At 69.9% G+C, this 21,214-nt stretch carries 21 protein-coding genes; 9 read left to right on the plus strand and 12 right to left on the minus strand.

Annotation, left to right across the window (positions count from 1 at the left end; translation table 11 throughout):
- Nucleotides 1-88: 88 nt before the first annotated feature.
- Nucleotides 89-595: a YcgN family cysteine cluster protein gene (locus tag SJY11_RS20070; RefSeq protein WP_376988514.1), complete on the minus strand. Its 507-nt coding sequence runs from the start codon at nucleotides 593-595 to the stop codon at nucleotides 89-91.
- 278 nt (nucleotides 596-873) lie between these two features.
- Here SJY11_RS20070 and SJY11_RS20075 point away from each other — a divergent pair, with 278 nt between their 5' ends.
- The 3 genes from SJY11_RS20075 (at nucleotide 874) to SJY11_RS20085 (ending at nucleotide 4,395) form a co-directional block, all read left to right on the plus strand.
- Entirely contained in the window at nucleotides 874-3,102 is a 2,229-nt protein-coding gene (locus SJY11_RS20075; RefSeq protein ID WP_376988515.1) for a transglycosylase domain-containing protein, read from the plus strand.
- Nucleotides 3,103-3,190: 88 nt separating this feature from the next.
- The gene (locus SJY11_RS20080) at nucleotides 3,191-3,766 is read left to right on the plus strand and encodes a DUF1214 domain-containing protein (RefSeq protein ID WP_376988516.1); all 576 of its coding nucleotides are present in this window, start codon (nucleotides 3,191-3,193) and stop codon (nucleotides 3,764-3,766) included.
- Nucleotides 3,763-4,395 (plus strand): DUF1254 domain-containing protein, encoded by a 633-nt coding sequence (locus SJY11_RS20085; protein ID WP_376988517.1) that lies wholly within the window; start codon nucleotides 3,763-3,765, stop codon nucleotides 4,393-4,395. Before SJY11_RS20080 ends, SJY11_RS20085 begins: the two co-directional genes overlap by 4 nt.
- A gap of 3 nt (nucleotides 4,396-4,398) precedes the next feature.
- On the opposite strand, the gene SJY11_RS20090 is transcribed toward SJY11_RS20085, so the two are convergent.
- Both SJY11_RS20090 and SJY11_RS20095 read right to left on the minus strand, forming a co-directional pair.
- Nucleotides 4,399-5,196, minus strand: coding sequence for a hypothetical protein (locus SJY11_RS20090; RefSeq protein WP_376988518.1), 798 nt, complete (start codon nucleotides 5,194-5,196; stop codon nucleotides 4,399-4,401).
- Nucleotides 5,193-5,426, minus strand: coding sequence for a hypothetical protein (locus SJY11_RS20095; RefSeq protein WP_376988519.1), 234 nt, complete (start codon nucleotides 5,424-5,426; stop codon nucleotides 5,193-5,195). The genes SJY11_RS20090 and SJY11_RS20095 overlap by 4 nt, the downstream gene beginning before the upstream one ends.
- A gap of 145 nt (nucleotides 5,427-5,571) precedes the next feature.
- On the opposite strand from SJY11_RS20095, the gene SJY11_RS20100 reads away from it, so the two are divergent.
- Nucleotides 5,572-6,705 carry a hypothetical protein gene (locus SJY11_RS20100; protein WP_376988520.1) on the plus strand — a complete coding sequence of 378 codons (1,134 nt, stop codon included), beginning with the start codon at nucleotides 5,572-5,574 and terminating at the stop codon, nucleotides 6,703-6,705.
- 38 nt (nucleotides 6,706-6,743) lie between these two features.
- Here SJY11_RS20100 and SJY11_RS20105 read toward each other — a convergent pair whose 3' ends face one another.
- The 3 genes from SJY11_RS20105 to SJY11_RS20115 are packed head-to-tail and all read right to left on the minus strand — an operon-like array spanning nucleotide 6,744 to nucleotide 9,515.
- Nucleotides 6,744-7,079 carry a DUF1491 family protein gene (locus SJY11_RS20105; protein WP_376988521.1) on the minus strand — a complete coding sequence of 112 codons (336 nt, stop codon included), beginning with the start codon at nucleotides 7,077-7,079 and terminating at the stop codon, nucleotides 6,744-6,746.
- Between the two features lie 23 nt (nucleotides 7,080-7,102).
- Complete coding sequence (locus SJY11_RS20110) at nucleotides 7,103-7,696, minus strand: hypothetical protein (protein ID WP_376988522.1); 594 nt, start codon at nucleotides 7,694-7,696, stop codon at nucleotides 7,103-7,105.
- Between the two features lie 16 nt (nucleotides 7,697-7,712).
- Nucleotides 7,713-9,515: a PAS domain-containing sensor histidine kinase gene (locus SJY11_RS20115; RefSeq protein ID WP_376988523.1), complete on the minus strand. Its 1,803-nt coding sequence runs from the start codon at nucleotides 9,513-9,515 to the stop codon at nucleotides 7,713-7,715.
- Nucleotides 9,516-9,837: 322 nt separating this feature from the next.
- Between SJY11_RS20115 and SJY11_RS20120 the strand changes: the two genes are divergently transcribed.
- Together SJY11_RS20120 and SJY11_RS20125 are read left to right on the plus strand one after the other, a co-directional pair.
- A complete protein-coding gene (locus SJY11_RS20120; protein ID WP_376988524.1) occupies nucleotides 9,838-10,122 on the plus strand; it encodes a hypothetical protein in 285 nt (94 codons plus the stop codon).
- Nucleotides 10,123-10,186: 64 nt separating this feature from the next.
- Nucleotides 10,187-10,615: a SufE family protein gene (locus tag SJY11_RS20125; protein ID WP_376988525.1), complete on the plus strand. Its 429-nt coding sequence runs from the start codon at nucleotides 10,187-10,189 to the stop codon at nucleotides 10,613-10,615.
- A gap of 12 nt (nucleotides 10,616-10,627) precedes the next feature.
- Here the strand turns inward: SJY11_RS20125 and SJY11_RS20130 are convergent, their stop codons facing one another.
- From SJY11_RS20130 to SJY11_RS20140, 3 genes are all read right to left on the minus strand, one after another.
- Nucleotides 10,628-11,446, minus strand: a complete 819-nt coding sequence (locus tag SJY11_RS20130; protein WP_376988526.1) for a DUF6456 domain-containing protein — start codon at nucleotides 11,444-11,446, stop codon at nucleotides 10,628-10,630.
- Complete coding sequence (locus SJY11_RS20135; protein ID WP_376988527.1) at nucleotides 11,443-11,808, minus strand: helix-turn-helix domain-containing protein; 366 nt, start codon at nucleotides 11,806-11,808, stop codon at nucleotides 11,443-11,445. The genes SJY11_RS20130 and SJY11_RS20135 overlap by 4 nt, the downstream gene beginning before the upstream one ends.
- Before the next feature lie 197 nt (nucleotides 11,809-12,005).
- Nucleotides 12,006-12,422: a Ros/MucR family transcriptional regulator gene (locus SJY11_RS20140; protein ID WP_326907653.1), complete on the minus strand. Its 417-nt coding sequence runs from the start codon at nucleotides 12,420-12,422 to the stop codon at nucleotides 12,006-12,008.
- Nucleotides 12,423-12,761: 339 nt separating this feature from the next.
- Here SJY11_RS20140 and SJY11_RS20145 point away from each other — a divergent pair, with 339 nt between their 5' ends.
- Complete coding sequence (locus SJY11_RS20145; protein WP_376988528.1) at nucleotides 12,762-14,909, plus strand: S9 family peptidase; 2,148 nt, start codon at nucleotides 12,762-12,764, stop codon at nucleotides 14,907-14,909.
- 18 nt (nucleotides 14,910-14,927) lie between these two features.
- Here SJY11_RS20145 and SJY11_RS20150 read toward each other — a convergent pair whose 3' ends face one another.
- On the minus strand, nucleotides 14,928-16,367 hold the full coding sequence (locus SJY11_RS20150) for a hypothetical protein (RefSeq protein ID WP_376988529.1): 1,440 nt from the start codon (nucleotides 16,365-16,367) through the stop codon (nucleotides 14,928-14,930).
- A 332-nt stretch (nucleotides 16,368-16,699) separates the two neighbouring features.
- Here SJY11_RS20150 and SJY11_RS20155 point away from each other — a divergent pair, with 332 nt between their 5' ends.
- The gene (locus tag SJY11_RS20155) at nucleotides 16,700-17,302 is read left to right on the plus strand and encodes a superoxide dismutase (RefSeq protein WP_376988530.1); all 603 of its coding nucleotides are present in this window, start codon (nucleotides 16,700-16,702) and stop codon (nucleotides 17,300-17,302) included.
- Between the two features lie 85 nt (nucleotides 17,303-17,387).
- Here the strand turns inward: SJY11_RS20155 and SJY11_RS20160 are convergent, their stop codons facing one another.
- Nucleotides 17,388-19,082, minus strand: coding sequence for a methyl-accepting chemotaxis protein (locus SJY11_RS20160; RefSeq protein WP_376988531.1), 1,695 nt, complete (start codon nucleotides 19,080-19,082; stop codon nucleotides 17,388-17,390).
- 105 nt (nucleotides 19,083-19,187) lie between these two features.
- On the minus strand, nucleotides 19,188-20,015 hold the full coding sequence (locus SJY11_RS20165; RefSeq protein WP_376988532.1) for a ChbG/HpnK family deacetylase: 828 nt from the start codon (nucleotides 20,013-20,015) through the stop codon (nucleotides 19,188-19,190).
- Nucleotides 20,016-20,162: 147 nt separating this feature from the next.
- Between SJY11_RS20165 and SJY11_RS20170 the strand changes: the two genes are divergently transcribed.
- Nucleotides 20,163-21,188 (plus strand): glycosyltransferase family 2 protein, encoded by a 1,026-nt coding sequence (locus SJY11_RS20170; protein WP_376989381.1) that lies wholly within the window; start codon nucleotides 20,163-20,165, stop codon nucleotides 21,186-21,188.
- Nucleotides 21,189-21,214: the final 26 nt, after the last annotated feature.

Genomic DNA, 21,214 nt, shown 5'->3' on the forward strand with positions numbered 1-21,214 from the left:
ACCGCAACAAAGGCGCCGCGGCGTGGTCATGCCGAAAAGCGCGTGAACAATCAATGCGCCGAAGGGTCGGGGGCCGCGCCATGGGGCGTCAGCGGCCCATCGCCCTCGCCTTTTCCCGCGCCTTCCTCGGCCAGCGCAGCGGCCAGGCGACGATCCGGTCCGGCACGTCCTCGTCGGGCACGTCGTCCTCGCTCGCATAGACACGGCCGCGGACCGCCACGCCGGCCTCGACCACCGTCTCCGGGTCGCCCGAGACCAGCGGATGCCACCAGGGCAGGTCGCGCTCCTCGGCCACCAGGCGGTAGGCGCAGGTCGGCGGCAGCCAGGGCAGCGTGCGGACGTCATGGGGGGTCAGCGTCACGCAATCGGGAACGATGGTTGAGCGGTTCTCGTAGTCCTTGCAGCGGCAGGTGCCGGCGTCGAAGAGGCGACAGCCGATATCCGTGGCCAGGATGGCGTCGGTGTCCTCGTCCTGGAGCTTGACGAGGCAGCAGCGGCCACAGCCGTCGCAGAGCGATTCCCACTGCTCGCGGTTCATCGCCTCGAGTGGGGTGGTGCGCCAGAAGGGCTCGTCGGGGTTCGGATCGTCGACCATGGTCCCTTATGCGATGCGGCCAGCCGCGATGGAAGCGCGGGCGGTGACGCATCTGCGGACGAGCGGGCGGCGTATCGCTCCGGCGTCCTGAAACGGCACAGCCCGCGTGGCAAGGAATCTGCTGTCCCAGCATTTCGCGTCCGGCCTCTGGCACGGGCGCGACAAGACGATATGTATGTCCGGTCCGGCGGGATTATGATGGCGGGCTGGCCGGAGTGTAGCGGAACCATGGCCCCGTCGATCAGGACGGCGGCCTTCGGCGGAGTGCCAGAACGGCGATGGAGTTCAGGAAGGCAGGCTGGACGACCCGACTGAAGCGCTTCGCGCTGGCGGTCGACTCATGGGTCGATGCCGGCCTGTGGGGCGCCGCGCGACGCGCGGGCGAGGTCTACGAACGCATCCGCAGCTTCATGGACCGGCTGACCGTGACCGGCGGACAGCGTCTGGCGGCCGAGTTCGCCAGCGAGGGGCTGAATGTCGGCATCGCCGGCGCTTTCCTGATGCTGGCGCTGGCGATCCCGTCCTTCCACGAGGGGCGCGAGGAGGCACTGAAGCACCAGGTCTTCGCCGTCACCTTCCTCGATCGCTACGGCGCCGAGATCGGCCATCGCGGCGCGCGCCACGACGACTCGCTGAAGCTCGAAGAGATGCCGGACCATCTGCTCAAGGCGGTTCTGGCGACCGAGGACCGCCGCTTCTACGACCATTTCGGCATCGACCTGATCGGCACGCTGCGCGCCGTGACGGTCAATGCGCGCGCCTCCGGCGTCGTGCAGGGCGGCTCCTCGCTGACGCAGCAGCTCGCCAAGAACCTGTTCCTCACCAATGAGCGCTCGCTCGACCGCAAGATCAAGGAAGCCTTCCTGGCGATCTGGCTGGAGCAGAGGCTGACCAAGAACGAGATCCTGAAGCTCTATCTCGACCGCGCCTATATGGGCGGCGGCACCTTCGGGGTGGCGGCGGCGGCCGAGTATTATTTCGGGAAATCGGTGCGCGACGTGACGCTGGCCGAGGCCGCGATGCTGGCCGGGCTGTTCAAGGCGCCGACCAAATACGCCCCCCATGTCAACCTGCCGGCCGCGCGCGCGCGGGCCAACGACGTGCTCAACGCCATGGTCGATGCGGGTTTCATGACGGCGGGTCAGGTCGACAGCGCCAAGCGCAACCCGGCGACGCCGATCGACCGGCGGCGCGATTCCAGCCCCGATTATTATCTCGACTGGGCCTTCGACGAGATCCGCCGGCTCGCCGACGACGGCAAGATCGGCCCCGAGCGCGTGCTGACGGTGAAGACCCCCCATGATCCGGCCATCCAGGGGCGGGCCGACGAGGCCATCGAGTCAATTCTGCGCCAATATGGGCCAGGCTACCGTGCCAAGCAGGCGGCGACGGCGGTGATCGAGACGGATGGCGCGGTGCGGGCGCTGGTCGGCGGACGCGACTATGGCGCGAGCCAGTTCAACCGCGCCACCGCGAGCCTGCGGCAGCCCGGCTCGTCCTTCAAGCCCTTCGTCTATGCGGCGGCGCTGCAGGCCGGGCTCTACAAGCCCAACACGGTGGTCACCGACCGGCCCGTCTGCATCGGCAACTGGTGCCCCAACAATTACGGGCGCTCCTTCGCGGGCTCGATGCCGCTGACGGTCGCGCTGGCAAAGTCGATCAACACGATCCCCGTGCAGATGTCGATTGCGCTCGGCCAGGCCACCGGCGAGACGCATGTCGCGCGCGCCGCCCGGATCGGGCGCCTGAAGATCATCGAGACCAGCCGCGCCATGGGCCTCAACTCGCCCCTGACCGACACCGTCTCGCTGCCGATCGGCGCGGCGGAGGTCACCGTGCTCGACATGGCGGCGGGCTATGCGGTCTTCGCCAATGGCGGCCAGCGCGCGCGACCCTATGCGGCGATCGAGATCCGCAACTCGCATGGCGAGGTGATCTACCGGCACGACCGCGACGAGCCGGAAGCGGCCCGCGTGCTGAGCACGCAGGTGGCGCAGGACATGAACTTCATGCTGTCGAAGGTGCCCACCGAGGGCACGGGCCGGCGCGCCGCGCTGGAGGGCGTCGTCACCGCCGGCAAGACCGGCACGACCAACGGCTACAAGGACGCCTGGTATGTCGGCTATTCCGGCAACCTCGTCGGCGCGGTCTGGTACGGCAACGACGATTCGTCGGAAACCGCGAACATGACCGGCGGCTCGCTGCCGGCCATGACCTGGAAGGAGATCATGCAGTTCGCCCATCGCGGGCTCGAGCTGAAGCCGATTCCCGGCGTGGCGCCGCCGGACCCCAAGGCGGCGACGGTCGCGAAGGCCCAGGCGCCCGCGGCCGCCATCGCGGCGGGTTCGGGGCCGGGGGCGGGCCACATGCCGCGGCAATCCTTCGAGGTGCTGTCGGCGGTGGGGGCGATGTTCAAGACGATCGAGGCGCCGCGCCGCGCCGGCCGCCCCTTGCAGGTCGGCATCCGCGACGTCTCCGCGGCGGGCGCAAACAGCGCCATCCGCTGAGCGCGCGGGCGTCCTGTTGACGGGCAGCAGCCTGCTGGTTCAACTCGCGCGCCGTCCGCCGCGGACGGACTCTTCCGAAGGCAGGGCATTGCGAGTCGTCCATCTGGCCTATGTGATCGCGCTCGGCGCCGGGCTGGGGCTGGCCTCGGCCCATTTCGCCGTGGCCGGGCGGCCTCTGCTCGGCATGGTCGAGATCGGCCCCTGGGCGGCCTGGCCCCGGAGCGGCAGCCGCGACATCGATCCCTATCTGCGCGCCTATCTCGCCCGCGGCGTGCATCTGCCGCTGGGCGCGGGCGAAGGGCTCGAGCTGATCGCCGAACGCGACGATGACGGACGCGGGCTCGACGGGCGCTGCCGCTATCGGCTCACCGGCCAGATCCCGACGACGCGCGGCTGGACGCTGAGCGTCACCGACGCCGACGGGCGCGCCTTCCGCCTGCCGCTCGACCGCAGCGGCTTCACCGATGCCGAGGTGGTGCGCGCAGAAGACGGCGGCTTGCGCATCGCTGCGGCCTCCTGGCCCCAACCCGGCGACTGGCTCCCCCTCCCGGCGAGCGGGCGTTTTCAGTTCCGCCTGCGGCTCTACGATACGCCGATCGCCACCCAGGCGGGCGAGACGCGGGCGCAGAGCCTGCCGCGGATCGCCCGGGTCGATTGTCCATGAGCGCCGCCGACCAGCCCCTGCCCCCACGGACGGTCCCGGCCGCCGGACGAATCCCGCTGACCGTCCGTCTCGGTGCGTCGCTGCGCAGCCTGCTGTTCGCGACCGTCGCCGGGCTGGTGCTGGCCGGCATCGTCCATATCGTCACGATCCTGATGATCCCGGTCGTCTCGACCAGTGACGCCGCGCATGCCTATGGCACGCTCGGCACCGGCGGGCAGGCCGAGTTGATCGCCGGCGACCCGCGCGGTCTGCCGCTGCCGCGCGAGGCCGATCCGGCGGCCGTCACCGCCATCTGCAGCTATGACCTCCGTGCCGGCCCGATGCGGGTCGTCGCCCGCGTCGGCACGCTGCCGCTCGGCCTGACGCTCCATCGCCAGGGCGGCGGGGTGGTCTACGCGATCACCGACCGCGCCGCCGTGCGCGGTGTCGTCGAATTCGTGGTGATGACCGAGGATCAACGCGACGAACGCGCCGCGCGCGATGAGGAGGGCGAAGCCGCGCGCGAGCTGCGGGTCGTCTCAGACAGCGAGCAGGGCCTCATCGTCGTGCGCGTGCTGGCGCGACTGCCGTCGGACCGGGCCGATGCCGAGGCCCTGGCGAGCGGCGTCGCCTGCGGCATGGCGGACTGAGCGTCAGCCCTTGTAGACGACCGGCGCCTTGTCGCCCTCGCCCGTGGGTGCGCGTCCCTCGCCGCCGAAGACGCCGATCAGCGGCATCTTGCACAGCGGACCGGCCTCGGCCTCCAGCGCCATGATGGCCCGCTCGGCCCGGATCGCCTCGCGCGACGGCATCTCGACCACGAGATTGGCGAGCGCGTAGCGATAGCTCTCGATGCGGAAGCCGACGCGCTCGCAAACCCAGAGGATCAGCCCCTCATTCTCGACGACGCGGGCCTGGGCCGGATCGATTTGCGAGGGCGCAACCTCGGGCGAGGCTTCGGCTGTCCGCATCCGCACGCGGTCCGCCGCCACGACGCGCATGGCGTTGGCGCGGAACGGCCCGATCAGGAGGCGATCGGCATTGGCATCCTCCGCGAGCCGGGCATAGCGCGACGCCTGCGAGGCGAAGGAGCCGCCGGTCAGGGCCTGGAAGTATTCCGCCCTGTAGCCCAGATGGAGCTGTGCCGGCAGGATGCGCGAATGGGCCAGTGCGGCCGTCTGCGCCTGAAAGACGCTGCGCTCATGTCCCGGCATGACGAAGCGCCAGGCGCGGTCGCGCAGTTGCTCCTCATCGTCGGTGAAGCGGAAATGCGAGGCGGCCTCACCTCGCAGGGTGGCTGACCAGAAGCCGACCTGCGGTGCCAGCACCTGGCTGATGATATCCTGCCGCGGGCGGCCGAGATCGCCGGTGCAGGCCCCCGTGGCGAGAAGAAGCGACAGGGCTGCGGCCCGCGCAGCGGTCCCGCCTGCGAGACGCGCCAACTGCGTCACGCGGGCTGCCGGGCGCGGGTTGCCTTCTTCGTCCGCTTGGAACGGGCGGCCGCCGGCGCGCCGAGCGGACGCGGCCGGCTGCGCACGGGCGCCTCGGCGGCAACGGGCTCGACCTCACGCTCGTAGCGGACGCCGGTGAAGAACAGGATCGCCGCGGACTCCGGACTCTCGGTCCGGGCTTGCGACGGTTGCGTCCGCAGCCGGGACGCGAGGGAGATGACGACGGCCATGATGCGCCTCCATGCCTTGGCGCCTTGGATGTGGGTCGCGGGAGATCGCTCTCCGGTTCACATCAGGCCCGTACATGGTTAACGCCCTCTTAAAGCCTCGGGGATTACTGTCGCTTCGAGCCCAGAATCACGAGCCGAGAAGCCCATGCCGTCGCGCATTTCCGCCGAAATCGCCCAGCTCGCCCGCCTCGCGCGCGATGGCGGGCTCGATCTCAGCCAGGTCTCGCTGCGCGTGAAAGCGGATCTGCTGATGTCGACCCCCCAGCCCGCCCCCGACGATCTCGCCGCGTTCGGCGAGATGGCCGCGACGCTGGTGCCGGTCGTGGACGAGGCGACCGCCGTCATTCTCGCCCGCAAGATCGCGGCCTGGCCGCACGCGCCGGCGCCGGCTCTGGAGGCTCTGCGCGCCCGCAGCGGCGGCGTCCTCGCCGCCCTGATCCGGCACGGGCTGCCGCTGGGCCCCGCCGAGATGGAAGATTTCGCCGGCCAGTCTGACGGCCGGCTGGCTTCTGCGCTCGCGGAGCGCAGCGACCTGACCGCCACCGCCGTGCTGATCCTGGTCGAGCGCGCGGACCGGGCGATCGACTTCGCGCTGATGACGAACGGCGCCGTGGCGCTGCCCCGCGCCGCACTCGACCTGCTGGTCGCGCGGGCACGGCGCGACGCCGGCTATGCCCAGCCGCTCCTGGCGCGGCGCGACGTGTCGAGCATCGACATCGCGCCCCTCTTCCTCGCGGCCGGTCCCGAGCGGCGGCTGGCGATCCTCGATTCGCTGGCGGCGCTCGAGACGCTGACGCCCTCCGAGCGGCGTCCGGCCGTGTCGGGCGAGATCTTCGCCGGCTGGCTCGCCATGGCGGCAGATGACCAGGCCAGTGCGTTTCAGGCGGTCTCCGGGCATCTCGGCGGCGGACCCATGCTGGCGGACGCGATGGCGGCCGATGCCTCGCGCGATCTCACGGCGCTGGCTCTGACCGCAGCCGGCGTCAGCGTCGAAGAATCGACGCGGTTCCTGATCCGCCTGGGCGACGAGGCGGCGCATTCGGTCGAGCGCATCTTCGGGGTGGTCGCGCTGATGCGCAGCGTCCGGCCGGCCGTAGCGCTGCGGCTGGTCGCGCAGGTCGGCGGCATCGCCACGCCGCCACTCGCCCGGAAGGGACAGCATCAGCCGGCCATGGATGCCAGCGGCACGCCGCAACGGCCCGGGAGCGCCCGGCAGGAGCCCGCCGGCAGCACCAGCGAGATTCTCCGCAAGATCGGCCTCAAGCGCGAGCGCAACTGAGACACACCTCGCGACCGGCTCTCCAGCAATGCCCGCGATCAGGCCTCGACCAGATCGAGCCTCGGATCGCCCGCGCGGTTCTCGATCTCGACCAGCCAGAGATCGGAATCGAAGCGCAGCTCGCGCGCGACCCGCTCCTCGACGCTGCCGGGATCGGAGTCGAGGATCAGCTGGAAGCGGCGGATGCCGTCATCCTCGGCGAGAGACTGCGGCGCCGGGCCGTAGAGCGCAGCGGTCCGGTCGAGCCGATCGAGCTTGACGAAGATCGCTCCGGCCTCGGCCGCGCCGCGTCGCCGCAGCACCGCGACGAGCCCGTCATGCGCGGCCTGCCGCAGATAGGCCGACACCCAGAAATCGCTGGTCAGGCGCGCCATCGGCCGCGTCTCCCCCGCGCCGCTCAGTTCTCGGCGCTGCGGCGCTGGTTCGACGAGCGGGCCTGCGCGACGCCGCGCACCTCCGCCGGCGGGCGGATGTCGGCGCCGTTGATCAGATCGGCGATCGGATCGCGCGGGGCGGGAGCGCTGGCGCGGGCAGCCGGAGCGGACGCAGGCGCCGTGCGCGCCACATTGGTCACGGCCGCCGGCGGGCGGGCGACGGCCTCGCGCGGCGACGGCGACAGGTCTAGCGGTCGCATCGGCGGGATCGGCGCCGCCACACCCGGGGCGGGATTCGCGGCCGGCTGAGCCGGGACGGCGGCAGCCGGCGTTGCGGAGCGCATCGCCTGGCGGGGCGCTGGCGAGCCCGACGGCGCGGTGACCATCGGGGCGGGATGTCGCGCCTGCTGCAGCAGCAGCGCGTTGGCGAGGATCACGGTCGCCACGCCGGCGAAGAGCAGGAAGATCAGGGCACGGCCGGGGCGACGCAGCGCCAGACGGCCGACACGGCCGAGCCAGCCCGACTTGCGGCGCGCGGGGGGTGCCGAGGGCGCCGCTCGCCGAACGGGAGCGGAGAGCGAGACGCTGGAGTGGGCGCGGGCGGCGATCGTGGACATGCGGCTGGCTCTGCTGTCAGGCGGTCAGACGGAAGGGAGTCTTGCTTTCGAGGCCCCGGCGCGGGGCGCGGGCGAAGGTCGCGATCCGGACCGGCTGCGAGGCGTCAGCGACGCCGCCGACCGGCAGGCGCACGGACACCCGTGTGCCGATGCCCGGCGCGCTCTCGATGGTGAGCCGCCCGCCATGGAGGCCGACCAGCCCCCGCACGACGGAGAGGCCGAGCCCCGTGCCCTCATAGGCGCGGTCATAGGAGCCCTTGGCCTGGAAGAAGGGATCGCCGAGGCGCGGCAGGTCCTGGGCGGAGATGCCGATGCCCGTATCCGACACGGAGAGATCGACGACGTCGCCATCCCGCACCACCGCGAGCACGACGCGGCCGCCGGCGGGGGTGAACTTGATCGCGTTGGAGAGCAGGTTGATGACGACCTGCTTGAGGGCGCGGCGGTCGCCCTGCACCGATGGCAGGTCGGGCCCGACGACCCGCTCGAGATCGATGCCGCCCGCCTCCGCCCGCAGCGCCATCAGCGCCAGGCAGTCGCGCGTCATATCCGTCAGGTTGAGCGGCTCCTGGTCGATCGTCATCGTGCCGCTCTCGATCTTGGAAATGTCGAGCAGGGTGTTGACGACGTCGAGCAGGTGATGGCCCGAGCTGTGGATGATCCGCGCATAATCGAGCCGCTTCTCGGCATCGAGCCAGGGCTGGCCCTCATGGGTCAGCATCTCGGAAAAGCCGATGATCGCGTTGAGCGGCGTGCGCAGCTCGTGGCTGACGGTGGCGAGGAAGCGGCCCTTGACGTCGCTGGCCTTGACGGCCTCGGCATGGTCGCGGGCCTGCTCTTCTTCGTGGGCGCGACGGGTGGTGATGTCGCGCGTGACGCAGACCACGGCGGCGCTATCGCCGGGCGCGGCGGTGTCGATGCGGCAGGCCTGCATCTCGAGCCAGCGCGAGACCGGATGCTGGCGCTCGCCGTCCTGCGGCATGAACAGCGTGCGGAAACAGGCCGTGGCGGAGCCGCTGCCATGGGCGGCGTCACTCAGCGCCTTCAGGAAGAGCGGGCGGTCCGCGACATGGACGCGCTCGAACAGGCCGCGTCCGTGCAGGTCGCGCGGCTCGGCACCAGCGAGGCTGCGGGCCGCCGCGTTGGCGAAGACGACGGCACCGTTGACATCATGCCAGGTGACGAGGTCGCCGACATGGTTGAGCAGCAGCTGGGCCCTCTGGTCGGCCGCTTGGTGCTCGCGCAGCTCCTCGCGCCGCCGCAGCAGGAAGCCGATGGCGACCACCATCGCCTGCAGGATGGCGATCATGACCAGAACCGGCATCATCTCCCGCGACCACTCCGCCTGTCCGGCGAAGATGCCGGCATGGTTGAGCAGCATCACGCCGATCAGGGCCACCGCGGCGATACCGCCGGCCCGGGCGACATAGGGGCGCGCGCCGAAGAACATCGCTTCCGCCGGGACCGCGGCGAGCCAGAGCAGGAGCGGAGACGCGGCGCCCCCGGTCATTCCGGCCAGTGCGGCGATGAACAGCGCCAGCGCGGCCGCCGAGATGCAATGGGCGATGTCGAGCCGACCCGTGCGCGAGAGGGTGACGACCGCCAGCAGTGGCAGGGCCGCCGCCACGAGAATCGCAGTCTCCAGCATGCCGAGCGTCCCTCGCCAGGCGAGATAGGCCGGCGCCAGGCCAAGCGCGACGGCGCCGACGAGCAGGCGCGTCAGGATGAAGCGCTCATGCCGCATGCGCTCCAGCGAATGGGGCAGCACGGATGCGTGCACCATCGCCGCCACCTGTGTCCTGACCGCCTGCAGCTTCATGGGGAACGCAACGCCTGATCGCCGCGAGCGGTTCGCTCGCTTGCGGCCACTGTCGTCAGCGCGGTTTAAGCGGGGCTTAAAGCCAAGCCGCACGCCCCCCTGCGCCGCCCTCCAAAAACGGGTCTATTCCCTGTCTTTTCAGTAGCTTGTCCGGACGGACGTTACGGCAGGGCGATCGCCGTGCTGTTTGTCGGCAGGGTGAACGGAAGCTGAAGATCGCCCATGGCCTTTGACCGTCGCGAATGACGCGATTTTTCCGGACCCCGCGCTATGCTCCGGACGGGTTGAGGCTCGGGTGGGCCTCTGTCGAGACGGGGTTCCGATGGCCTATATCCTGCGCAGTCTGGCGGTGATCGGCGTGATCGCGCTGCACTCGCCCGTTCACGGCGAGCGTTCGCAGGAGCACGATGCCGCCGCGACGGCGCGCAAGGTCATCGCAAGCGTGCCGCGGGTCGATGCGCCGGGCGCGATGTCGAGCCTGACTGCGGTGCGGGAAGCAGCCCAGATCTTCGCCGGGCTCGACCCCGAAACGCGCCAGCGCCTGATCGAGATGGCGGCCGCCGCGGCCACGGGCCGGGAGTTGCGAGCCGCGCACGCGACGCGCTGACACGCCGCAAGGCCGGTAGCCGCGGGGCGCTTGACGGCGTCACGCGACACGCCGAAGAGAGGCCATGCGCACCAGCCTGGACGAGATCGTCGCCAATTTCGACCTGCTCGAAGAGTGGGACGACCGCTACCGCTACCTGATCGAACTCGGCAAGGGCCTGGATCCCCTGCCGGAGGAGGCCCATAGCGAGGCCAACAAGGTACGCGGCTGTGCCAGCCAGGTCTGGCTGGAATCCCAGGCCGAAGCGGGACCGGGCCCGCAGACGCGGCTGTCCTTCCGCGGCGACAGCGACGCCCATATCGTGCGCGGACTGGTGGCACTGACGCTCGCGATCTATTCCGGCCGCACCGCCGCCGAGATCATCGCGACCGATGCCTTCGCCACCTATGAAAAGCTCGGGCTGGCCGCGCATCTGACGCCGCAGCGCTCGAACGGTGTCCGCTCGATGATCGAGCGGATCAAGTCCGATGCCCGCGCGGCCTCGGCCGGCTGACCTGCCGGACCTTCAGCCCGTCCGGCGGGGCATGATCGCGGGTCGTGCGCCCTCGTCCCGCCAGACGGATGGCCGGGTCCGCGCCGGCCGCCTCGTTTCGCCGAGGCCGTAGTGAGCAACCAGCGCCTCAAGCGCGAGGCGCAGCACCACCTTGGCCGAGCGCGCCGGCCAGGCGCGCTCGCGCTCGACCGCATCGAGCCCCTTGAGGAAGCCGCAGACGTCGATCACCAGCCCCGAGAGTTGCGGCCCGAGCCGGTCGCAGGCCTGCCGGACGCGCTGGCGCGCCGCCAGCGCGGAATCGGAGGCTGCCGCCGGCCCGCGACTTCCGGCCCCGCGACCGTCGGGCGCCAGCGACGCATCCCAGTTCATGGTGGTGCGTGCCATCAACCGCGCGAGGGTCCAGTCGGCCCGGAAGCGCTCGCCGGCGGCGAATTCCTCGTCCGAGATCTGCGGCTTGCCGTCCCGGCCCGGGCGGCGATGCAGCCACAGCAGCGGGCTTTCGCGCGTGTCGAGCATCACGGTCTCGGAGCGGCCGTCGCGTTCGATCACGGCCGGGACGATGGCGGGGCGATCCGGCGCCCCTTGCAGCGCATGCAGGCGTCGCCCCTCCCCCTGCCCGCTCCAGAGCGCATCGCCTTGCGCGGCGAGGGCATCGGCAGCCTCCTTCGGGACGAAGCCGGCCCCGAGCGTCGCGCCACCGCCGCCGCGGTAGAGCGCGATCCGCCCGCAGCCGAGCGGCGAGAGCCGGGCGAAGGCGCCGGGCTTTGCCAGATGCCGCCGCAGCCGGGCCGCCGCCGCCTCGATGCGCTCCCTGGTCTCTGGCGCCGTCACGAGTGAACCTCCTCTTTCGGGACGGCGCCCAAAGCCGTCGTCAGCGCCAGCAGCCCGGCCTCGAGCGCCGAGAGGGCGAGTTCCTGTGTGGGGTCGTCACGGCCGTCCTCGATCCGCGCGCAGGCATGGCGCACGGTCGTGCGGTCGCGGCCGAAGCAGATGCCGACGCGGCTCAGCGTCAGACCGAAGGCGACATGCGCGAGATACATCGCCGTCTGGCGGGCCAGCGCCACGCGCGGGTGCCCCCGCCCCGGGGTCCGCAGGATCTCGGCGGGGAGATGGGCGGTCGCGGCGACCGCCACCTCGGCCAGGCGCGCGCAGGCGGACTGGCGCAGCGGATCACTCCTGTCAGCACTCGTCATGTTCATTGTTTGTTCTCTCTCTGGCGCTGGCCGTGGCCGGCGATTGAGATCAGCAATGCATGAAAATATTCCTATGACAAGCGTCTTCGATGCGAGGGGCGCGCTATCCCCGGAGCCGGGACCGGACATGAAAAAAGCCGCCGGCGAACCGGCGGCTTTCCAAACCCTGAGAGGCCCCCTTTCCGAGGGCAGACGCCTCAGCGGCGCTTGCGACGCTGCTGGCCCAGGCCCATCTTCTTGGCGAGCTGGGAGCGGGCTTCGGCATAGTTCGGCGCCACCATCGGGTAGTCCGGCGGCAGGCCCCACTTCTCGCGGTACTGCTCGGGCGACATGTTGTACTGCGTACGCAGATGGCGCTTGAGCGACTTGAACTTCTTGCCGTCCTCGAGGCAGATCAGGTAATCGGCCGTGATGGACTTCTTCACCGGGATGGCCGGACGGGGCGCTTCGGCCGGCACGACAGGCGCGGCGCCGCTGACGACACGGCTCAGGGCCGCGTGAACATCGTTGATCAGCGCAGGCAGATCCGACGCCGGAACAGAGTTGTTCGAAACATAGGCCGAGACGATATCCGCCGTCAGCTCGATGTAATCGGATCCTTCGTTGTCTGCCATGGCGGCGCCACTCCCTGATACAGTCGGCGAGATGATACGTTTGCGGAAGGCACTACTGCTGTGAATGCCTTGTGCGGTCCTGACCAAAAGCACCCGAACACTCACGACTCAGAGGTGATCGCAGCGGACCGTTACGCTCCCTGTAGTCGATGACCTAGGCACCCGCAAGCGATCGGGCGGCCGCGAATACGAATTATCCATTCTAAATATTGCGATGCCGCCAGATGATCATGGTATCGGCGCCCCGGCCGGTGCTGCATCTGCCGCGCCGGCATGATCTTGCCAGTCGCGCGGCCGCTCTCTACCTGTCGAAGCCTCCGTCTGAAGGAACCCTCGTCGATGCGCTCGAACACCCGCCCCGGCCCCAAGGCCAGCGCCGCCAAGAGGGTCCGCGCGCCGCGCGCCGAGGTGCGGACCAAGACGACGCATGTCCACAACGTCACGCTGCAGGACGATTACGACTGGTTGCGGGCGCCCAACTGGAAAGAGGTTCTTCGCGATCCCAAGGCGCTTCCCGCCGATATCCGCCGGCATCTCGAGGCCGAGAACGCCTATGCCAAGGCGCTGATGGCGCCGACCCGCACGCTCCAGCGCGAACTCGTCAAGGAAATGCGCGGGCGCCTGAAGGAAGACGACACCAGCGTGCCGCAGCCCGACGGGCCTTATCTCTACTATTCGCGCTACCGGAAGGGCGGCGAGCATCCCCTGATCTGCCGCAAGCCGCGCTCGGGCAAGGGCCGCGAGACGATCATGCTCGATGCCGACAAGCTCTCCGATGGCAAGGACTTCTTCGATCTCGGCGACGCCGCCCACAGCCCCGACCACGGGCTGCTCGCCTGGAGTGCGGATGAGGCGGGCTCCGAGTTGCACCGGATCCGCGTGCGCGACCTCGCCACAGGGGAGGACCTGCCCGACGCCGTGGCCGACACGACCGGAGAGATCGTCTGGGCGGCCGACAGCCGGGCCTTCTTCTATGTCGGGGTCGATGCCGATCACCGCCCGTCGCGAGTGTTGCGCCACCGTCTGGGCGAAAGCGCCGACCAGGACACGCTGCTGCACGAGGAGAGCGATGCCGGCATGTTCGTCGACATCGACGAGACCCAGTCCGGTCGCTTCCTGCTGATCTCGATCAACGATCACGAGACCTCGGAGATCCGGCTGCTCGACCTGACCGTGCCCGACGCCGTGCCCGTGACGATCGCACCCCGGGCGGTCGGCCGCGAATACGATGTCGACCATCTCGGCGACGCGCTGCTCATCCGCACCAACGCCGACGGCGCCGAGGACTTCAAGATCGTGACCGCGCCGGTGGCCGATCCGACCCCGGGGAACTGGCGCGATCTCGTTGCGCATCGGCCGGGCTGCCTGATCCTGAGTCATCTGTGCCTGCAGGGCCGCCTGATCCGGCTGGAGCGCGAGAACGGGCTGCCGCGCATCGTCATCCGCGACATGGCCTCCGGCTCCGAGAGCAGCATCGCCTTCGACGAGGAAGCCTATGGGCTGGGGCTCGACGCCGGCTACGAGTTCGAGACCGAAACGCTGCGCTTCGTCTACGCCTCGATGGCGCGCCCCGCCGAAACCTATGACTACGACATGGCCAGCGGCGTGCGCGTTCTGCTGAAGCGGCAGGAGGTCCCCTCCGGCCATGATCCGGCCGACTACCGGGTGCGGCGCATCTTCGCCAGGGCCCAGGACGGCGAGGAGGTGCCGGTCTCGATCCTGCATCGCGCCGACACGCCGCTCGACGGTTCGGCGCCCTGCCTGCTCTACGGCTACGGCTCCTATGGCTCGGCGATGTCGGCCTCGTTCCGGACGCGACCGCTGAGCCTCGTCGATCGCGGCTTCGTCTATGCGATCGCCCATGTCCGCGGCGGGACCGACAAGGGCAGGCGCTGGTATCTCGACGGCAAGCGCGAGAAGAAGACCAACACCTTCACCGACTTCATCGCGGCGGCCGAGGCGCTGGCCGATGGCGGCTTCACCGCGCGCGGCCGCATCGTCGCGGAGGGCGGCAGCGCCGGCGGCATGCTGATGGGGGCCGTGGCGAACATGGCCCCTCGCCTTTTCGCCGGCATCGTCGCCGAAGTGCCCTTCGTCGACGTGCTGAACACCATCCTCGACGACAGCCTGCCGCTGACCCCACCGGAATGGCCCGAATGGGGCGATCCGATCCGCGACATCGCCGCCTTCGAGACGATCCGCAGCTATTCGCCCTATGACAACGTCAAGGCTCAGTCCTATCCGCCGATCCTGGCGATGGCGGGGCTGACCGATCCGCGCGTGACCTATTGGGAGCCGGCGAAATGGGTCGCCCGGCTGCGCGCGACGATGACCGGCGGCGGGCCGGTGCTGCTGCACACCAATATGGACGCCGGACATGGCGGCTCGGCGGGACGCTTCGACTCGCTCAAGGAGACCGCGCTGGCCTATGCCTTCGCGATCCGGGTGGTCGGCGAGGGCTGGCCGGAGACCGACGCCGACGCCTGAACCCGGAGGCGGCAGCGCTCAGCCGCCGAGCCGGCTCTTCTCGCTGGCGAGATAGATCTTGAGCTCGTCCATCGAGGCGAAGCTGTAATCCCCATCGGGGGTGCGGGCCTGGATCGAGCCGTCGGCATAGATGGTGAAGTGGGCCTCGCCGACCTGATAGGCCCCGACAATGCCCTCGTCGGAGGCTGCGGGCGGCAGCTCCGCGGGCTCCGGTTCCACCGGCTCGGTCGGGTCGGTCGGCTCCAAGGCCGCCGGTTCGGCGGGTGAGGCCTCCGCCTCGTCGAGGGGCGGCTCTGGCGCAGTGCTCGTCTGCGGCGGCCAGGGCGGCACGGGACGGTCGGCGGCATCGAGCACCGGCCAGGACGGCTCGGACAGGTCGGCCGGTGCGGCCTCCCGCTCGGGCGGAAGCCCCGCGGCCTCGGGCGGCTCGGGCCAATTCACCCGACGGCCGAGCGCCGGCTCCATCCAGCTCGACGCGGCCTCGATCTCGTCCTGCCGGACAGCGGCCGGCCCGTCGGAGCCCTCGAAGGAGGGTTCGATCCGACCGCCCGAGGGGCGCGTGCCGAGGCCCAGATCGGCCAGGCTCTCGCGCAGCCGCTCGAACTCGTCATCGCGCTCGTCGCGCAGCGTTGCCGGGGGCTCGGGGGTGAGCGGGTCGTCGATATCGGAGGCCAGAGGCGGCGGCGGCGAATCGGCCGTCGGCTCATCGGGTGCAGGCAGGTCCGTCGCGCTCGGCTCCGGCTCCAGCGCGCTCTGCGTCTGCGTCTCGGCGGCGTCCCCCTCGGGAACCGGCTCGGCCTCGCCCGGCCCCTCGGCCTCGAAGGCCAGTTCCGGAACGGGCGGCAGAACGATGGCGGGCACCGGTTCGGTCATCACCGCCGGACGTTCGGGTTCCGCATCGGCGTGCTGACCTATCGGACGGAACGGGTCGAGGGCAGGCAGCTCGTCGCGTGTTTCCTCGGCCGCGTGGGTGTCGTCCGGAGAGGCCGGTGCCGGCTCGTCGAACACCCTCGACAGTTCGGCGCTGAAGAGATCCGGATGCACCGGGACCTCCGGCTCCGTCTCAACCGTTTCGGCGGCAGCAGGCTGCGCCACAGCCAGGCCAGCCGCCGCGACGGCTCCGGTGGCCGCAAGCCCTGGCACGGCCAGCCCTGTGCCGTTGGCTGCGGCGGCAGTCTGCGGCTGCGCAGCGGCAAGGTCCGGCTCGGCCGTCGTCCCACCCGCCATCGAGGCCAGCGACATCGCCATCGCGGCGTTGGAGAGGCTGCCCTTGAGGCGCCGCATCTCGACGAGAACCCAGGCGAGAGCGAGCAGGATCACGCCCGCCACGGCCACCACCGTCCCGATGATGACCTGGGTGAAGCCGCGCTCGAGGACCATGTAGGGCAGGCCGTCGACGATCGCGGCCGCGCCGCCGCCGATGAAGCCGAGCCCCAGCAGGATGAAGAAAATGATCAAAGGCGCGTCCTCGGCACAGTGCCCGAAAGCAATTCCGTCAATTCGTTGATCCGGTCGATTTTCGACCGGCCGATGCTGCCATCATGTAACGTATTGAATAAGAGAGAGTTTCAATTCCGATCTTCGCTAAGCGCGCCGATTCAGGCGGGAGTGAGGCGCCGGGCGCAGGGCGCGGCGGCCCGCTTCCGGAGGCGCGGCGGTTGCCGGAGAGGCGGCGGAGGCTTAACTAACGGGACGAATGGCGGGCGCCCCACCGGGGACCACCCTGCCCAGGCCGCCCGGCGGCAAGCCATTCCTAGTCCACGCGATTTGCCAGCCACGGAGAGGCCCCCATGACCTTCACCCTTCCCGACCTGCCCTACGCCCACGACGCCCTGCAGCCCTTCATGTCGAAGGAGACGCTGGAGTTCCACCACGACAAGCACCACCTCGCCTATGTCAACAACGGCAACAACGCGATCAAGGGCACGGAATTCGAGGGCAAGTCGCTCGAGGAGATCGTCAAGGCCTCGCACGGCAAGAATGCGGCTGTCTTCAACAATGCCGGCCAGCACTACAACCACCTCCATTTCTGGAAGTGGATGAAGCCCAATGGCGGCGGCGCCATCCCCGGCGCGCTGGAGAAGGCGATCGTCGATTCCTTCGGCTCGGTCGAGAAGATGAAGGAAGACTTCGTTGCCGCCGGCACCGGCCAGTTCGGCTCGGGCTGGGCCTGGCTCGAGGTCAAGGGCGGCAAGATCGCCGTCTCGAAGACCCCCAATGGCGAGAGCCCGCTGGTCAACGGCGCGAGCCCGATCCTCGGCTGCGACGTCTGGGAGCACTCCTACTACATCGACTACCGCAACCGCCGTCCCGACTACCTCAAGGCCTTCCTCGAGAGCCTGGTGAACTGGGAGTATGTGGCCGAGATGTACGACGCCGCCGCCAAGGCCTGAGCTTTCGCCGGATCGATGCGAAACGGGGCCGCGAGGCCCCGTTTTTTTGTGTCCGCAGAGATGATCGGAAACGCTTCGGCGACGCTCAGGCGGCGACGCTCTGCAGGAACTGGTCGACCGTCGTGCGCAGCCGCAGCGCCTGGGCGGCGACCTCGCCGGCGGCGCCGCGCACCTCCTCGGCCGAACGCCCCGTCTCCTCGACGGAGTCGGCGAGGACGCTGAGATCGCTCGAGACCGAGAGCGAGGACGAACTCGCCATCGCGACGCCCGAGGCGATCTCCCCGGTGGCGATCGCCTGCTGCTCGATCGAGACCGCGACCGAATTGGCGAAGTTCTCGATCGCATTCATGCGGTCGGCGATGGTCTGGATCGAGCCGACCACCTGTCCGGTGGCGCTCTGGATGGCGCCGACCTGCGCGACGATGCGGTCGGTCGCGTCGGCGGTCTGGGATGCCAGGCTCTTCACCTCCGAGGCGACGACGGCGAAGCCGCGCCCCGCCTCGCCGGCACGCGCCGCCTCGATCGTGGCGTTGAGGGCGAGCAGGTTGGTCTGGGCGGCGATGTCGCGGATCAGATTGACGACCTCACCGATGGCCCGCGCGGTCTCGTCGAGCGCGCGCACCGAACTCGCGGTCTCGCGCGAAATCGAGGCCGCCTCGACGATCTCGGTGCGCACGCGCCGGATCTGGAATTCGACCTCGCGAATGGCGGCGCCCATCTCCTCGGCCGCCTGGGCCGCGCTCTCGACATTGCCGGAGGCGCCATGCGCGTTCTGGGCGGCACGCGCAGCACGACCCGACGATTCGGCGGCGACGCGAGCAAGCCCGTCGGACGCCTCGCTCATGCGGTCCGCGTTGCTCTTGAAGGCCTCGAGCGCGACGCCGACCTCGCCGCGGAACAGGCCGATCGCCTCGTCGACACGCTGCTGATGCAGCCGGCGCTCGGCCTCGCTGACATGCTGTTTTTCCTGCAGGGCCGCCCGCTCGGCCAGTCGCAGCTTGAGAACCCCGAGCGCATGGGCGATGGCACCGATCTCGTCGCCGCGTGTCATCGCATCGATCGGCGTGTCGAGCTGGCCGTCCGAAATGCTGACGATCGCCCGGGTCATGCTCTTCAGCGGCTTCATCGTCCGCGACAGCGAGACCCAGAGCAGCGGCCCGAGCACAAGCAGGATCAGGATGCCGAAGGCGATGGTCGCCGTCTGCTCGAAGCCGGCCCGGGCGAGCAGGCGCGACTTGTCGAAACGCAGCGCGACATAGCCGATCTGCTTGCGGTGCCCGCCGACACGGACGACATGCAGCTTGGTGACGAAGGTATCGTCCTCAACCTCGACCGAGTCGGTGTCCTTCAGGATTTCCCAGGGGTCGCGTTTGAGGAGGGCCTCGACCACGCGCGGCGTCAGGGCAAGCCGGGCCTCTTCCGTGCGCCCGGCGCTCGCCAGCGTGGTGAGGTCGTCGGCGACGAAGCCGGCCTCGAAATCGGGATCGCGGCGGAGCGAGGCCAGGATCGAGCCGAGCGTATTGGTGTCGCGCGACAGGATCAGCGAGGGCGAGGCGTTGACCACCATCAGCACCAGCGACTTCATCTTCTGCTCGAGGTCGTCGCGCGTCTTGGCATCGTTGTAGCGGGCGGCGGCGAAAACGACGAGCATGATGGCCATCGCCACGATCGCCACCGCCGCAGCCGCAATCTGGCTGCTGAGCGAGCGACCCCAGCGACGGGCCGGGGTGGCTGTCTGCGCGGCGGTATCGGTGGTCCCCGCTCGCTTGAACGACATCATGGCCGGCACAGTCCCTGCATGCGTCTCGACTGGAGGCAGAGGCCACCGAGACAACCCAACCGGAGTGTAGCAACCGCTTGGTTAAGGAATGGCTTGCGCGGCCGCTCAGGCGAGGCCGGCAAAGCGGACCATCGACAGCCCCTCGGCCACGAAACCCATGAGCGCCGCATGCTCAACCGGCCGTGTCGCCACGACGGGATCGAGGCGCGCGAGTTCGTCGTCGACGAAGCCCGGATGACACATCACCAGATGCGCGGGGCCGGGCCGCAGCAGGAAACGTTGCAGATCGGCGGCGAAGTCCCGTGCCGGATCGAAGGGCGCGACGCCCGCGAACCCCCGGTTGACCGGGAAGCCGCGGCGCTCCGCCGCCCGCCCGAAGCCCAGCGCCAGGGCGGAGATGGTCAGCGCCTTGCCGACCGCGACGCCGCGGGCGCGGATGGCGACCGGCGACTCATGGGGGTCGCGCAGATAGAGGCTACCCTGCCGATAGCGCTTCGAGACGGCGTCGAGCAGCGCGCGGCGCACGCCCGGCAGGACATGGACATGCTGGTGCCCGTCGATGAAATCCGGCGGGCGGCCCAGCCCGTCCTCGAAGGCGTCGAGCTGCCGGGCGATCTCCGCGGCGATCTCGCGCCGGATCGTCGGCGAGGTGGCGGCCGCCCGTGCGAGATCGCGCAGCGCGGGCAGTTCGCCGCCCGGCGCCAGCCGCGGCATCGCGCCGAGCGGGGCGGCGCAGGTGAGGTTCAGGTGCAGGCCGAGATCGGCCTTGTCGGCGAGCGCGCCGAACGCCGCCGCGAAGCCGCGCCAATGCGGGCGGTTGGTCATCGCGCCGGCCGCCGAGAGCCTGCCGGCCTCGAGCAGCGCCAGGATCGAGCGGCTGACCCCGTCGGTCAGCGCGAAATCATCGGCGCATAAAACAAATCCGCTCGCCATGCCGGTTTGTTGTCCTCTGTTCAGGCGCCTTGCGCTAAGAGCGCGCGCAAGCTTTACGGTTCCGCACAGGCCCCGTCATCCCGGCAGCGCCCGGCATCGACGGGATCGCGCCGGCGAAGCCGCCGAGAGGTCAACCGCGTGTCCGAGATGCAGCCCCCTTCCGCTTCGCCCGCACCGCGCGGCCACTCGAGCCGGCCGGAGCTGTCGATCGTCGTTCCCGTGCATAACGAGGCCGAGAATCTGCCGCTGCTGTTCGAGCGGCTGAAACAAGTGCTCGACGGCGCCGTGACCTCATGGGAGCTGGTCTGCGTCGACGATGGCAGCCGGGACGGGACGCTTGCGGTGCTGCGCCTGCTGGCGAGCCAGGACCGGCGCGTCAGCGCGGTCTCGTTCAGCCGCAATTTCGGCAAGGAGATCGCCATCGCGGCGGGTCTCGACCACGCCTCGGGCGATGCGGTGGTGATCATGGACGCCGATCTCCAGCATCCGCCGGAGACGATCCTGCTTTTCCTGGAGAAGTGGCGCGAGGGCTATCTCAACGTCTATGGCCAGCGCTCGGACCGCGACGGCGAGACCCGGCTGAAGCGCAATTTCGCCAAGGTCTTCTACCGGCTCTTCGCCCGCTTCGGCGAGACGGAGCTGCCGGAGGGCGCCGGCGATTTCCGCCTGCTCGACCGCAAGGTGGTCGATGCGCTGCGGGCGCTGCCGGAGCGGGCGCGCTTCTCGAAGGGGCTTTATGCCTGGGTTGGGTTCCGCTCGACGGGGGTGAGCTTCGACGTCGCCGAGCGCGAGCACGGCGTCTCGAAATTCCGCTATCGCAAGCTATTTTCCTTCGCCTTCGACGGGCTCTCCTCCTTCTCGACCGTGCCGCTCAAGATCGCGACCTGGGCCGGCGTCGTGATCGCGCTGATGGCGGCACTGACGGCCCTGTTCTTCGTGCTGCGAACGCTGTTCTTCGGCACCGACCTGCCCGGTTTCCCGTCGCTGATCGTCTCGATCATGTTCTTCTCGGGCATCCAGCTCGTCTCGCTGGGCATGATCGGCGAATATGTCGGGCGCATCTTCGCGGAAGTGAAGCGCCGGCCGCTCTACCTCATCGGCGAGCGCGTCGGCTTCGACGCCCGTACCGTCGACCACCCGCGCGGCGACGCGCTGCCGCCGCTGATCCGGTAGACGCAGCTCTCGTCATTGCGAGCGCA

This window comes from Allobosea sp. R86505 (genome assembly GCF_042466375.1).
In the GTDB taxonomy this organism is placed as follows: Bacteria; Pseudomonadota; Alphaproteobacteria; order Rhizobiales; family Beijerinckiaceae; genus Allobosea.